Annotated in this window: 13 protein-coding genes; 7 read left to right on the forward strand and 6 right to left on the reverse strand. The window is 40.2% G+C overall.

Going from position 1 to position 14,611, the window contains the following annotated elements:
- Together K7X70_RS08895 and K7X70_RS08900 are read right to left on the reverse strand one after the other, a co-directional pair.
- On the reverse strand, window positions 1-540 hold the full coding sequence (locus K7X70_RS08895; protein ID WP_222536721.1) for a GNAT family N-acetyltransferase: 540 nt from the start codon (window positions 538-540) through the stop codon (window positions 1-3).
- A 341-nt stretch (window positions 541-881) separates the two neighbouring features.
- Window positions 882-4,277 carry a cytochrome c biogenesis protein CcsA gene (locus K7X70_RS08900; protein WP_255607023.1) on the reverse strand — a complete coding sequence of 1,132 codons (3,396 nt, stop codon included), beginning with the start codon at window positions 4,275-4,277 and terminating at the stop codon, window positions 882-884.
- A 305-nt stretch (window positions 4,278-4,582) separates the two neighbouring features.
- On the opposite strand from K7X70_RS08900, the gene K7X70_RS08905 reads away from it, so the two are divergent.
- The 5 genes from K7X70_RS08905 (at window position 4,583) to K7X70_RS08925 (ending at window position 9,700) form a co-directional block, all read left to right on the forward strand.
- On the forward strand, window positions 4,583-5,566 hold the full coding sequence (locus tag K7X70_RS08905; RefSeq protein WP_222536722.1) for a glycoside hydrolase family 43 protein: 984 nt from the start codon (window positions 4,583-4,585) through the stop codon (window positions 5,564-5,566).
- A 93-nt stretch (window positions 5,567-5,659) separates the two neighbouring features.
- Entirely contained in the window at window positions 5,660-6,001 is a 342-nt protein-coding gene (locus K7X70_RS08910; protein ID WP_222536723.1) for a hypothetical protein, read from the forward strand.
- A gap of 149 nt (window positions 6,002-6,150) precedes the next feature.
- On the forward strand, window positions 6,151-6,489 hold the full coding sequence (locus tag K7X70_RS08915) for a TFIIB-type zinc ribbon-containing protein (RefSeq protein WP_222536724.1): 339 nt from the start codon (window positions 6,151-6,153) through the stop codon (window positions 6,487-6,489).
- Window positions 6,490-6,863: 374 nt separating this feature from the next.
- Window positions 6,864-8,132: a RelA/SpoT domain-containing protein gene (locus K7X70_RS08920; RefSeq protein ID WP_222536725.1), complete on the forward strand. Its 1,269-nt coding sequence runs from the start codon at window positions 6,864-6,866 to the stop codon at window positions 8,130-8,132.
- 167 nt (window positions 8,133-8,299) lie between these two features.
- On the forward strand, window positions 8,300-9,700 hold the full coding sequence (locus K7X70_RS08925; RefSeq protein WP_255607024.1) for a DUF3472 domain-containing protein: 1,401 nt from the start codon (window positions 8,300-8,302) through the stop codon (window positions 9,698-9,700).
- Window positions 9,701-9,754: 54 nt separating this feature from the next.
- Here the strand turns inward: K7X70_RS08925 and K7X70_RS08930 are convergent, their stop codons facing one another.
- Window positions 9,755-10,603 (reverse strand): DUF6266 family protein, encoded by an 849-nt coding sequence (locus tag K7X70_RS08930; RefSeq protein ID WP_222536726.1) that lies wholly within the window; start codon window positions 10,601-10,603, stop codon window positions 9,755-9,757.
- Window positions 10,604-10,980: 377 nt separating this feature from the next.
- Between K7X70_RS08930 and K7X70_RS08935 the strand changes: the two genes are divergently transcribed.
- Window positions 10,981-11,157: a hypothetical protein gene (locus tag K7X70_RS08935; protein WP_222536727.1), complete on the forward strand. Its 177-nt coding sequence runs from the start codon at window positions 10,981-10,983 to the stop codon at window positions 11,155-11,157.
- Between the two features lie 87 nt (window positions 11,158-11,244).
- Here K7X70_RS08935 and K7X70_RS08940 read toward each other — a convergent pair whose 3' ends face one another.
- From K7X70_RS08940 to K7X70_RS08950, 3 genes are all read right to left on the reverse strand, one after another.
- Window positions 11,245-12,213, reverse strand: coding sequence for a metallophosphoesterase family protein (locus tag K7X70_RS08940; protein WP_222536728.1), 969 nt, complete (start codon window positions 12,211-12,213; stop codon window positions 11,245-11,247).
- Window positions 12,214-12,320: 107 nt separating this feature from the next.
- Window positions 12,321-13,292: an NAD(P)H-quinone oxidoreductase gene (locus K7X70_RS08945; RefSeq protein ID WP_222536729.1), complete on the reverse strand. Its 972-nt coding sequence runs from the start codon at window positions 13,290-13,292 to the stop codon at window positions 12,321-12,323.
- A gap of 311 nt (window positions 13,293-13,603) precedes the next feature.
- Window positions 13,604-13,762 carry a hypothetical protein gene (locus K7X70_RS08950; RefSeq protein WP_222536730.1) on the reverse strand — a complete coding sequence of 53 codons (159 nt, stop codon included), beginning with the start codon at window positions 13,760-13,762 and terminating at the stop codon, window positions 13,604-13,606.
- A 259-nt stretch (window positions 13,763-14,021) separates the two neighbouring features.
- Here K7X70_RS08950 and efp point away from each other — a divergent pair, with 259 nt between their 5' ends.
- The gene (efp, locus tag K7X70_RS08955; protein ID WP_062548962.1) at window positions 14,022-14,582 is read left to right on the forward strand and encodes an elongation factor P; all 561 of its coding nucleotides are present in this window, start codon (window positions 14,022-14,024) and stop codon (window positions 14,580-14,582) included.
- Window positions 14,583-14,611 lie beyond the last annotated feature (29 nt).

Raw genomic sequence — 14,611 nt, forward strand, 5'->3', positions numbered from 1 at the left:
TTAGCGACTGATCTCGTATACAAAATTGAGTTTTGGGCCTTCGCCAAAATAAGTAACTTCCTCTTCCGCTATTTTTACCGCCCCGAGCCGGCCAATGGCAATTTGCGAACGAAGATTCGTGGCGCCAATCTGGAACTGGACTTTTGATACGAACTGGAATATATAATCCATCATCATCTGCTTAACTGCAGGATTGATTCCTTTTCCCCAGTAAGCGGTTCCATAGAAGGTATAGCCTATAAACAGCTTACTTTCCTGCTCCTCATAACCATAAAACCGAGTGCTTCCCATCAGCTCATTAGTGGCTTTGTCTATAATTTTAAAAGCACCTTTACTTTGCATTGCCCCATCAAAGAAAGTCCGGAAAACATCCTTCTTCCAACGGTCTTTATTTGGATGCTGCTCCCAGATCTTTGGATCTGAGGCCACCTTATACAAAGCTTCAAAATCCGTTTCCTTCAAGGGAAGGAGCATCAGCTTTTCGTTTTCCAGCAATGGTTGAATACTAAAGCTTTTAAGTGGGTTCAATGTATTTTCCATGATGATGTGTGTGTTTATAATTTTCTGATACAATCTGCTATCGCTTTTTCAGAGCTGTCCTCGCTTTTTTCTAAATAGTCCGCTATCTTTTGCCGCTCCATTTCAGTTCTATTCTGATTTGCTGAAACAAAAATAGCCAACAATTGGATTACTTTGTAGTCCAATTACACAGCGCCAAAAGGTGCCTTAAAGTTTACGGTTCAAGAAGGTGGCCTATCCGTATGAACTGAATTTGATCCTTCCATCAATTTAGAACAGTTGTCAAAAAGAGCTTTTAAGAAGGAAGAGCTGCCTGTAAACAAAAAAGGCCGACCAAGCGGTCGGCCTCAAATATCGGTGGATTATTTACTGCGAAGTTTGAACCTTTTGTAAGAGATGAAGGCCAGTACAAAAACGACCCCTACTGTAACATACACCCATGATGGGATGGGAACAGGATCACCTTGTGCATAAGAATGCAATCCAGTTAAGTAGTAATTTACTCCGAAATACGTCATGATGATCGTCGAGAAGCTCAACAGCGACAATAAGTTAAACAAGTATTTGGTTCTTAATCCCGGGATCAGACGCACGTGTAAAACGAAGGCATAAACGATCACAGAGATAAAAGCCCAGGTTTCTTTAGGATCCCAGCTCCAGTAACGTCCCCAGCTTTCGTTTGCCCAGATGCCCCCTAAGAAAGTACCTACAGTTAGTAAAAATAGTCCTACAGTTAAAGACATCTCGTTCACAATGGTCAATTCTGTGATCGAAGATTTCACTTTCGCAGAGATCTTATTATTGTCAATAATGTATAAAACTAAGACTACCGTACCCATTAAGGCACTCAGTCCGAAGAAACCATAACTCGAAGTAATAATAGCTACGTGAATCATTAACCAATACGATTTAAGTACTGGAACCAATGGTGTAATCTGCGGATTCATCTGTGATCCACCATGTGCAAAGCCCATTAAAATCACTGCAATTAAACAACCTGCGGCAGGAATAAAGGCATTGCTATTTCTGTACATTCCAAGACCGGAAAGCACGCCAATCCAACTGATAAACAATACTGCTTCATAACCGTTACTCCATGGCTCATGACCAGAAATATACCATCTTGTAGACAGCCCAAACCCTTGCAGGAACGCGGCTATACTGATTAAGATCAAGACGAAAGTCACCATTTTATCCAGCATTTTGGAGTTCTTGAATAACTTAAAGAAAGCCAATCCAAGAATCACTGCGCCTAACATCGCATAAGTAATCATCAGGTTTAGGAACAGGTTCCATGAGTTGTAGCTCACTTCCCAGAAGATCTTAGTATCCGATGGCAATACGTCCTTGCCAAATTTCACTTGAATGTCTTTGATCTGATCTAAAGCTGTATTTGCCGCCTCCCAATTTCCGGTTTGCTGACCATCCTTTATACTTTTCGCATAGCGATCGATCGGATTCAATTCCCCTACCAATGCAGAGCCAGGCAATGCAGAAGGCATGGCAATCCAGGTATTATTTGCGTCGCCCTGAATAGGGAAAATACGTAAATACTGTCCGTTGATCAAGGATTGCATCGCCTGTAATTTATCATTCAGGTCGATGATCTCTTTATCATAATTATTCTGCTCAGCTGGTTTCTTTGCAAAAGCTTTTGAATAATCGTCTTTTAATATAAACTGAAGCGTTCCATCTGCGCCTACCTGCAACAGGTTGATCATCGAAGTATAAGCATCTTCATTGGCTTTCACTACTTTCAATAATTCAGGGCCACCTTTTGCACCGATCTTAATCAGCGGAACATTTACCCAGATAAAAGGCGTAGTAGAAACTGATAAGAAGAATTGGTTGGCACTTAAGCTATGGAAACGATCTTTACGGTGTAATTTTCTTAGGATTTCCAGGGCCATGGTATTGATTGGCTCCACCCTTCCATCGATATTCTGTACGGCTAAATGACCAAATTTATCGGCATGTGCCGGATCAATTTTGATGCCTGCAGCGAACTTTACCGCATCTACAGATTTTGCAGAAAGCATCATTTGCATTTCCTCCTTTGTTGGCTGTTCGTGATTGTGCGCCTGTACTGGTTCTGCGGGTGCATCTGCCGAGTGATCGTGTCCATCGCCCGGTGCATGATTGTGTCCATCATCTGCGGAATGATCATGTCCGTCGCCAGGCGCATGATTGTGCCCGTCACCTGAAGGCAGCTGCGCCTGTGGTTTTACCAGTCCTGGAATGGCGGTAGAGCCATTCTTGCCATGCATATCAATCTTCTGACTAAACGCAGCACCTAAAGGAAGAAATAACAGCGCCAGTAAAAGTGATTTTGTTTTCGCAGATTTAGAGAGTGCTCTCAATTGTTCGTTCAGTTTAGAAAAATGCGTTCCTTTCCAGAATAAAGTCACGAACATACCCAGGAACAATAAGGTATAACCGATATAAGTCACGTTTGTACCCATTTCATCATGATTTACAGAAAGTACGGTTCCTTTCTCATCATCGTCGAAACTAGCCTGGAATAAGCGGTATCCTGCTTTATCTAATACGTGGTTCATGTAAATTTTATAAGGGGTATCTTGTCCGCCATCCTGGATCAATACGTCTGAAGCGTAAGAAGCAGGACTGTTACTACCTGGATATTTCTCCATTTTAAAGTCTACCAGTTTAATAGAAAACGGTGTTTTATAGATTTTAGAACCATAAGCCATAGAAATTCTTAAACCGCCGATTTCACTTTGGTGCTGGAAATTAGTGATTCCCTTTCCACCGTAAAACGAAACGGTATCCACTTTATTTGCAGTGGTTACTTCCACTTTAATCAGGTCCAGATCGTGTTCATGTTTGGTTTTGTCCCCTTCGAAATAGATGATATTACCTGCTACAGGAGCTTCAGGAATTACGAAAGCCAGGTTACCAAAAGTATATAAGCTTCTCAGGTGAAAGGGTTGTGCCGGATTGTCTGCAAGCACAGGTTTCTTTTCCTGAGTGGCCATGATCATATAATCTCCTGTGAAAGGCGTAGCAATTTGCAGGTTGGCATTTGCATCTGAAAGATTGATGGCGCCCGGAGTTTCTTTATTATAGCTGATCAGCATATTTGAAATCAGCTGTACAGTTCCTGAAGGAATGTATTTATTTACTCGATTTCCATTTTCTAATACTACTAAATGCAAGGTTGGTTTACCGGTTTCTGTGCGAACTAAGGAATCCTGTGCTCTTGCATAAAAATCAATTACTTTTACTTTAACCCTTTGTCCCTGATAGTCATATTCCGCTTTAAAAGTTTTCTTAAAAGGCTTTAAATAAGTAGGAATGCGGTTGGAGATTAAAATTGCCGGTAGGTCATCATAGGCTAATGCCTGATCATCTTTCCCGATCTGCATCTTGAAAAAGGTAGCATCAGAAATGATTTCATCTGTAGATTCTCCTTCTCTAATGTGCATGGAGCCTTCAAAACTCACATATCTGGTAATGTACCCACCAATAAAGATGATCACAAATGCAAGGTGAAATACCAATAGCGGCCATTTTTTACGTTGTGTGAGTTGGTATCTACCAATATTACCAATAAAATTGAGTACCAGAATTACCATAACCAATTCAAACCACCAGCAGTTGTAGATTAATGCTTTGGCAACTGCCGTCCCATAATCGTTTTCAACAAAGGTGGCCATGGCCATGGAGAACGCGTATAACAATAACATAGCACCCATCGTTCGGGTGGAAAAGAGAATTTTGCCTAACCTTGTAATCATTCGTGTGTTTTTCTTTTTCTTTTTACCGGCTTATCCACCGACATAAGGAGTTGTTCCTTATCAATCCGACAAAGATGACCCGGAGGAAGCACAAAATTGAAGCTTAATTATTTTATGGCAAAAAAAAGACGAAACTCTTTTTCTCTAATAATGTTACGCGCGTGCTATACCGCATCTGTGAATTTTATATTATACTTGTTCTAAGAATTGCTAAATTGTTTTTAAATTAAATAGAGACCGTTTTTACCTGTTTTACACGAGCCGATTCTACCTTAACCACCAAATATTATTAACCTAAGCATTGAATGAAGAAATTATTTATGGCAGTCCTGCTGCTCTCTGTGGTCAACAGCAGCTACGCCCAAACAAAAAAATCAAAAGCCTATTCCGGCAATCCAGTGTTTAAAGGTTGGTATGCTGATCCTGAGGGCATCATTTTCGACAAAAATTACTGGATCTATCCAACGTTTTCAGCTCCTTATGAAAAGCAGGTGTTTTTTGATGCCTTTTCCTCTCCTGATTTAGTGAATTGGACTAAACACCCGAGGATTTTGGATACGGCAAATGTAAAATGGGCGAAGAAAGCAATATGGGCACCTTCTATCATTAAGAAAAAGGACCAGTATTTTTTGTTTTTCGGAGCGAATGACATTCAAAACGACAAAGCGTATGGTGGAATTGGCGTTGCCGTTGCAAATCATCCTGCCGGCCCTTTTAAAGATCATATTGGCAAACCATTGGTCGACAAGTTTCATCATGGTGCACAGCCGATAGACCAGTTTGTTTTCAAAGACAAAGACGGCAAATATTACCTGATTTATGGTGGCTGGAAACATTGCAATATTGCTAGGCTAAACGATCAGTTCACAGGTTTCATCCCAATGGCAGATGGCAGTACGTTTAAAGAGATTACTCCTGAAAACTATGTGGAAGGTCCTTTTATGTTCATGAGAAACAATAAATATTATTTCATGTGGTCTGAAGGCGGCTGGACAGGTCCTGATTACAGTGTAGCTTACGCGATTGCAGATTCTCCGATGGGTCCTTTTAAAAGAGTAGGAAAAATCTTGCAGCAGGATTCAAAGATTGCAACTGGTGCAGGGCATCATTCTGTGATTGGAGATGAAAAAAGCAATGACTGGTACATTGTATACCATAGAAGACCATTAGATCAAACCGATGGCAATTCCAGAGAAACCTGCATTGACAAAATGTATTTTGATAAAGATGGCTTGATTAAACCAGTGGTGATGACAAATGAGGGCGTTCCACGTAAATTACTGCGTTAATACAGTCACAGTTATCTCCTTTGTATAAACAAGCGCCTGAATGTGTCAGAATTGTGGTTATATTGGAGCGGTTTAAATGGCATATAAGATCAATTGGAAAAGACAATTAGTTTAAGAAAAGTGGTACTCGCGACACTCGTATTCGTGTGGGGAGTGTTTTTTATACAAAATGCTTTTTCTGCAGATTCCTCCAATGAGCATTCTGTTTTCTTTTACAGTTCTTATGACCAGGGGGAACTATTGGAAGATGTTCCCCTGGATAGGGCTTATACTTCTGCGGTTAAAAAAGCCAAGTATTTTCAAACCCGCATTACAAATCAAGATGCCATTGTAAGTCCAGTACTGCCTCAGGCCGCAGCAAAGGTTGCTGTTGCCCCATGGAACTGGCCTCAACATGGAGAATATTCTTTTCTTTTTAGGCTGACGCCATTTTAGCTTTCAGCGCATCCCCTCTGCTTAACTCCCTACTGGACAACATAGCCCCTATCCTAAATACTAGGAATAATAGGTTGCTGGTGATCTTGCCTGGGATTAAGTGTTTAAAATAATTGTGATCGCTATTAACTATTAAAAAAAATTAGAATATGAATTGTCCAAGTTGCCAGGAAACCCTATTAATGACCGTAAGAAATAATGTAGAAATCGATTATTGCCCAAAATGTCGTGGCATTTGGTTAGACCGGGGTGAGTTAGACAAGTTATTGGCATTCGACCAGGAAAAAGGCGGCAGCACACCTGATACGCAGTCTTTCCGACAAGACCATAGGGAACAGGATCGTCGGGAGCAGAATTTCCGTCAGGAAGGATACCGCGGACAAGACCAACGCGGTCAGGACCAGCGTCATCAGCAAGGTTACGGAAATCATACCAATGGTTATCCTAAAAAGAAGAAATCCTTCTTAGAAGACTTGTTTGACTTTTAAGCAGTATCCTGCTTCAAACATCTATAATTTATGTCCTCCATTGATGGTCAATGAAAGGATACTCAGCGGGCCGGCTAATATAGTCCGGCCTGTTTTTTCATCTGAACCGCTCCTATTACAGCAAGCTTTTTACGACAGCCTTTGAGTTTTAAGCTGGCAATTTACTTTAGTCTTTGGATTTCGCTATTTTATCTAATGTTTTCAAATGAAATTTTAAAATGCAGTTCACAGTGTATCAATAAGTTTCAATTACTGACACAAATAACGGTTTAAAAACCTGCCTCAAAATCCTCAATATTATTTCTAATCTGCCCAAAAAGACTATTTTTGAAATAGAAGAACCACCTTAAAAAGAACCAAAAAACCGTTTATAAATGAGTATGATCCCACAAGAAATGAGTAAGATCCAACAAGCTGATTTCCTAAGCAAACACCAGCTGACTTCAGCAGATTTTAAAGCCGCAAACCTTAATTACGAAGAACTATTAAACATCAGCTCGGATTTTGAATCAAAAAGAGCTGCTTATGATGAAATTGGCAACGGAGTTGTCAAAATACTTTTCAAATTTAATGGGGTACATGCGATCAGGTATCAGATCAACACCTCAGAAGAACTGATGTATAAATTGGCAGCCTATCAATTGGAAAATCCAGCAGTCCACATTGATTTAACCAATTATGAAGCACTGATTGACGACCTGATCAGCATCAGGATCATTCCTCTTTTTAAATCTGACTGGGCCAAGATCCATGAAAGTATCCTTGATCAATTTGTAGTTTTTGACAAGATCACTGCGAATTTCAGACAAGAAGATACCGCAGCTGTCCACCAGGAATTTACCGATAAAGGAGTTGAGCTGAAAATTCAGCCAGATGGTTACCGCTCTATTGACTATGTGATTAAAACAGCGCCAAGTAAAAAGGAATACAAAGCAGCTGTTCAAATCCGCAGCATTTTTGAAGAAGGATGGGCAGCAATAGACCACTATGCCCGCAACCAGGAGAAAATGGACAACCAGATCTTAAATGATTTCTCTAAAACACTGAATAAATTAGCTGGTGGTGCGGAAGAAATAGGCGAATGTATCCATGGATTAAAAGCTCAGCTGAACGAAAAGGACCTCCTGATTCAGGAACAGCAAGCCTTAGTTCTGGAACAGCAGCAGCAATTAGAAGAATTGAAGGCGCAGCTTGCTCAAGTAAATCTTGATAAAAAAGAAAACATTTCAGCTGACATCCTGGGAAAAAGCATCATTGAAGATCTGGCAAAAACGGCTGCTCATGTGAGCGGTGGTTCTGTTCCGGTCGCCATTCATAGTTCCCAGCCAGAAGTTCAAACCGAAGAAGCACCCATTGAAGCTAAACAAGAGCAGATGGAAAGCGAGCAAATCCAAGCTGTAACCGTACAGGCGGAGACAAAATCTAAAACAGTAGAAAAATCCATTGAGGAGAAACCTAAGACCATTAAAAACAGCTCTGATAGTCCAAAAGCAACCAAGTTAAAGGAAGAAAAAATCAAGCTGGAAAAGCCTAAGGAAGAAAAACAGAAATTAGAAACGGTGCTGCCGCTTGAAGAAGATTTGTTCGGGCAAATGCGCATTCCTGATGCTCCTCCCCTTAAACCTTCTAACACCAACGCCTAACTAAATACTGCTTCATTCCCTTTTCAAATTAATACACCAAGGCCAGTTCTGATTTACAGAACTGGCCTTGGTGTAGAAAAGGAAAATTTCCGCAAACGTTTGTGTAAACAAAAACATTAAGAATCACCAATTTAATCTGGTTATTTGATTAAACAACCAAACACACAATGAAACCAAATTCACTAAATCCTAAAACCGGCCTCAGCACCATCCTGTTGATGGCGGCCACACTTTCAGGCTTTGCCCAAAGTAAAAGCTTCAAGGAAGTATTTACTGTGCCAGCCAACAAAGCCTACATTGAACCTTTTAGCCCCAATGACCGAGGGGTTTCTGTACCAGTTGGCTATCCAGAAGATAAAGGCATTGTTTCCAGATGGAGCGACAAGAGTAAAAGCGTAGTCTGGTATCTTTATCACAAACCTGGACAGTATGATTTTTATATCGACAATACCGTTGAGAATGGCAAAAAACTAACCTTCGAGCTGATCATCAGTCCGACTGCTCCTAATAAAGGATTCAAAAACATCGCTAAAAAAATAACCTTTAATGGTAATGGGCAAGCCAATTCTCTATTTGCAGGCAATATAGCAGTACCAGAAACGGGGTATTTTAGGTACGAATTGAAACCGGTTACTGATCCGCAATCGGCCATCAAAATAAACACAATGACTTTCAAATCCTTAAAGGATGGTGGACAGGTTCATCAAACCGACTACCAGTCTTCCCCTTCTGTGCACTTAAGTTTCAGCAGTACGGAACCGACTACTAAATCTTACAATTGGATTTATCAGGAGATTATGGTTCCAAAAGGTGGCGATCCATTGGCAACATATTACATGAGCTTAGGTTTTTACCGTGGGTATATGGGGATACAAACGAACTCCAATACGGAACGCAGGGTGCTTTTCTCGGTCTGGGACAGCAAAGATGCCGAAAACGACAAAACCATCACAGCACAGGATTACGTGTCATTTGTAGACAAAGATAAATCGACAACTGTCAACACTTTTGGTGGCGAGGGTACCGGCGGACAATCTTATGTAAAAACTGCCAACTGGAAAACCGCGGAGCCTGTGAAGTTTTTAATGAATGTATTGAAACAGGATAACAATTCTGTGGTGTTATCTGCCTGGTATAAACTGGAAGGTGAAGACTGGAAATATGTAGCTACCTGGAGAGCGCCAAAAGAACAGCGGATGTTTGATGGTTTCTATTCTTTCCTTGAGAATTTCGGTTACACAAATGGCCAGGTTCGCAGAGAAGCATACTATTACAATGCCTGGGGAATGGAAGATCAGACCGGAAAATGGGTAAACTTTAACAAAGTAAGGTTCTCCAATACAGATGGTAAACCTGGCCAGCGGGTAGATTATGAACAAGGTGTTTCTGAGAAATATCCGGATATGTTTTACATGTCTTCAGGTGGGTATACCCCTACGCTGAAAACAGCAAATGAAATGCCTGTTTCTAAGCAGCAATTGAGTCTTAATTTGAAGCCTTTCGAGGAAAGAGTAGTTACTGCATTGAAAAATGAGGAATCTAATAAGGACTTTAAAACAAAGAAATAATCGCGATTAATACCATAAATTTTAAGGATAGTAGTAGTTAATAGTAGCAAGGTCTCACTCCAGGGTGGGACTTTTGCTTTTTCCGGGTAAATGATCCAACTTCTCTTTAAGTACCTTATATTCCTTTTCCAGGACTTTGAAAGCCTTGGTACCTGGTGGAGTATTATAATTTTCTTTCAATTGTCTGAGATAGCTGCCAGACACCTGATCAAAACGCTCTTTTACCTGTTGATACTTCTTTTGCTCCTGTTTTTCTGCCTCTGTGTGACCTAAACCGTTCAAATTACCTAGATAAACGCTGTCCGACACCCTTTCCCCATCCGCAGAGATAAAGGAAATATAAGGTTCAATCTGTTGATTTAGCGCTTCTTCCTGCATCGGAATAAAACATTTCCCTTCGGATCTTCTGGCTACATTTAGGTATTCCTGGTCTTTTCCAGTTTCCGGGCAGCAGATCATCACCATAACACTATCGTTGTGCTGCAATTCATTACCATGCGCCGCATCCCAAGTAATTTCCAGCCCAGCTGCGACCTTTTTTATTGCTAAATTTTTGGTCTCTGGCATCACGCCCTGGCTCAGTTTCACCTTACTATAATCCACACTTATATTAGGGTATTCACCTTTTAAAGCGTGTTTTTTATGATAGGAAGTCGCCAGGTTATGGGCATTACATACCGTTCCATTTGCTTGTAAACCATAGCCTAGTTTAATAAAGCTGCCCATTCTATTGAGCAATTTCATCGTGACGGCCATCGACTGGTAATTGGCCAGTTGAAGCTTGCTGGATTTTCCTTTTTTGCCGATTAACCGGACTACAGGCTGCCCGTTGAGCATATAATAAACAAGATTTCCTATTTTTCCAATGAAGTGACCATGCGGTCCGTTTGCAGCTATTGCCATGTTTGAGTGATTAAGAGACGTTAATTGATTGATATTAAAAAGAATAAGATCCGATTCAATAGGATAAACATACGGATTATATCTGAGGTATTGTTGCTGTTGAGTTTTTAATTAGTACAGCGTTAAAAGAAAGTTTAAAGGAATTTCATAAGACTTTGATAGGTCTTTAGGCTTGTATAGGCCCTATCAACCTCTATTGAAAATACTTTTAAAATACTGACAAATTACTGGTCATTCCCTGTGGCAACCTCTATTCTTAGTCGGCTCAGCGCAACAGCCGCTGCAGAAAGAGATATGGAATACTTCGGCTGTCTATTCTCCTTGCAACTTTTGGCTGGGCAGCACCAGCAAAGTCTACAAAGCATAGATACCCTCATATGGATTTAGAGATCAGCTTCTATGAACAGCAGTCTGATGGAAAATATTTTACACATAGGGCTAGTTATGCAAAGAATGGCAGTAAAAGAATTTTACTAAAGCCTGGAAAGATGGAATCTATTCCTAATAAAAAGAAGTTTATCAGTAAGAAGATTGCTATGGGGAGCAAAATTTAACCATACAATGGTCTGGCACAAGGAACCTGCAAATACCGATCAAAAGATAGGTTATTTGCAGGTTTAACATTGCTGGGCCATTCTTGACTAGCCCAGTTTCCTATCTGAAATATAAGGCACAATCGGATAGATATAATCGTCCATCTTAACCCCCATTTTTTCCGGTGATGAACCTACAAAAACTGTTTTCTTCCCTTTAATCGTAATCTTTCCTTTCCCTTCAATTTCTATCATTGCCCATATTGGATCTTTATAGGGAACGGTATATTTAATATTCGGATGTGATTTATCTACCACTTCAGAATAGCGGCTTTCCTTATAATCATCACCTAACCATTGATAGGAAGCACTATTGATCTGCACATAATGAATCTTGTTGATGTAATTGTAATAATCCTGATGGTGGTGGCCACTGAGCACCAGCACTACCTTCTGCTGACCAGATTGTTCATTTGCCTGCTCCAGTGTATACCTTAACATCGTTCCATTTTCCAGGCCACCCGAATCATTATCCAAACCCTGATGGCAAAAAACTACCGTTGGTAAAGCCGTCTCCTTCAGGTCTTTTTTCAGCCAATCCAACTGTACCCGAGAGATGTAACGTGCATAACCCTGCGGCCGGTATTCACTTGGATTGTGTTCATTACCATCCAGGACTACAAAATGAAAACCATTCACATCAAATGAATAGTATTTTCCTTTCGCATTCCAAAAGTCGACCACCTGCTCCCGCGTATATCCACCATCTGTATCGTGGTTACCGATTACATGGTATTTTGGTCCTTTAAATTTATTCCAAACCTCCATCAATGGAAGGTTTTCCTTTTTTGGAAAGCAAAAATCACCACCCTGTATGATAAAATCTGGTGATTCAATATTCATCTCCTTGATAAAAGCGGACAAGCGATCCATCCCATCGTGCATGATATCATGGTGTAAATCTGTGATCATGCCAAATCTGACCTTATTTTTTGCTGGAGTTAGTTCAGGGAACTTTGCAAAAAGCAGTGTACCACCTGCAAGTCCGGAATTTTTGAGAAATTCTTTTCTATTCATTAGCTGTTTATATTTGGTTGGTTTTAACCAAATATACAAATACTAAACAAAAGTTTACTTCAATTATTCAGCTTTACAAGCGTAAAAAACCAAGTTTTCTATTTCAGCTATTTAAGCTCAAGAATAATTTTACCAAGATGTGCACTGCTTTCCATCAACTCATGTGCTTTGCTGGCTTCAGCTAAAGGAAAAACTTTAAAAATCGTGGGATTATATTTCCCTTTGGCAAACATTGGCCATACCTTTTCTAAAATATCCTGAGTCAGGGCGGTTTTAAATTCTGCTTCGCGATTGCGCAAAGTACTTCCGGTGATACTGAGTCTTTTGCGCATCATTTGCATGATGTTCAACGAAACCGTATTCCCTTCCATGGCATTGATGTATACCAATCTGCCATCAGGCTTTAGAATTTCGATGTTCTTTGGAAAATAAGCACCGCCAATCATGTCCAGCACGACATCAACCGGCTGATCTTTCAATTCAGCTTCAAAATCATGCGTCTTATAATTGATAAAACGATCTGCTCCTAATTCCAGGCAATACTGCCCTTTTTCTTCAGAGCCGACAGTAACGACTACTGCTGCGCCGATATATTTTGCCAATTGGATAGCGGTTGTGCCGATCCCACTGCTGCCACCATGAATCAACAAACGCTCTCCAGGTTGTAAGTGACCACGCTGAAATACATTGCTCCAAACCGTAAATACAGTTTCGGGCAAGCCAGCGGCTTCTATGAAAGTTAGTCCTTCTGGGATAGGCAAACAGTGCCCAGCATTAACTTTTACATATTCTGCATAGCCCCCACCAGCCACTAACGCACACACTTTGTCATTTAGCTTCCATTGTTTCACATTTGTACCCAATGCTTCAATCTCTCCTGCCACCTCTAATCCTGGAATATCCTGTGGCGCATCAGGAGGTGGAGGATAACTGCCTTTTCGCTGAAATACGTCGGGACGATTCACTCCGGCGGCCTTTACCCTGATTAACACTTCATTTTCATTGATCACAGGTTTTTCTCTATTCTCTAGTTTCAATACATCAGGGGCCCCAAAGGAGGTAATTACGATTGCTTTCATAAATAAAAAGCAACATTTATCCTGCCAAAACAAATCAGGGTTACCTTCAAAATTCTTTATTCCCAAATAGCGGTCAATAAAAAAAATTATTAAAAACAACTTTGCCAATTAAATGTTATCACATTCTATACAAAATTTTAATAGCCCTTCCATTACTATAATGTATACGCGCAAAATTTTTCAAAATCACCTTTCAACTAGCAAAAATGGAAGATACAGTTCAACAACAAATCAGGTTATCTCTGCTTCAGATGGCATTGGATAACGCGGTAACTATTGAAGACTACGAAGAATGTCAGCAGTTATTAGAGTTAAAACTTTTTGAGGAAAGCCAAAGCCAACTGGCTGGTAGCATAGCTGAAGTTAAATGATTCGGCAAACTTCGCCTTAGTTTGTAAACTCCCCATCACATCGTCTATCCCCGTCATCTTTACTTTAGCCTCAGCAGTCACCGCCTTCATTCCCAACATTTTTCTTCACTCATTAATTCGTTTCAGGTCTAGTACCTCCGGTTTTTTATGGTGTCAAAAAAGATCCCGCTTCTTAAGCCTGGAACCATAATGACCGTGGTAAATGCGATGTCTATTAGAATTATAAGTTCAGAATAGTGCAGCAGGACGATGCTTTTAAATGAAATTGTGAAAAGAAAGCGCAATTTCTTAGCTGGCAAAAGTATAAATAACCAAAAAAGCACATATATTTGGACTCAAATTTTACAATTACATTTATATGGCAAAGGCATCTGAAATTAAAGTAGGAAACATTTTACGTTTTAACGGCGAACTGGTAACAGTTATTGAAATCTTACACCGTACCCCAGGTAAAGGTGGCGCATTCTACTTAGGTAAATTTCGCAACATTAAAACTGGAAAAATTGTGGAAGCCCGCTTAGGAACTGATGAGCAAGTAGAAATTTGCCGCGTAGAGACTAGTGACTACCAATATTTATATGAAGAAGGTGATTATTTTGTAGTAATGGACAATGAGTCTTTCGAGCAGTTCAGTGTTGCTAAAGAATTATTCGGTGAATCAGCGAAATTCCTAAAAGAAGGAATGGATGTGATTGTTTCTTTTGAAAGTGAAGAACCAATTATGGCTCAGGCTCCAAATTTCGTTGAATTGATGGTAACTTATGCAGAACCAGCAGTTAAAGGCGATACTTCTTCTGGTGCTCAGAAAATGGTTACGACAGAAAATGGCATCGAAATCAGAGTTCCATTGTTCGTAAACGAAGGTGATAAATTAAAAGTAGATACACGCACAGGTGAATATGTGGAGCGTGTGAAATAAGGAATTTCATTTCTAAAAAAGGCGGCTTA

Source organism: Pedobacter polysacchareus (assembly GCF_019802255.1).
GTDB classification, from domain to species: Bacteria; Bacteroidota; Bacteroidia; order Sphingobacteriales; family Sphingobacteriaceae; genus Pedobacter; species Pedobacter polysacchareus.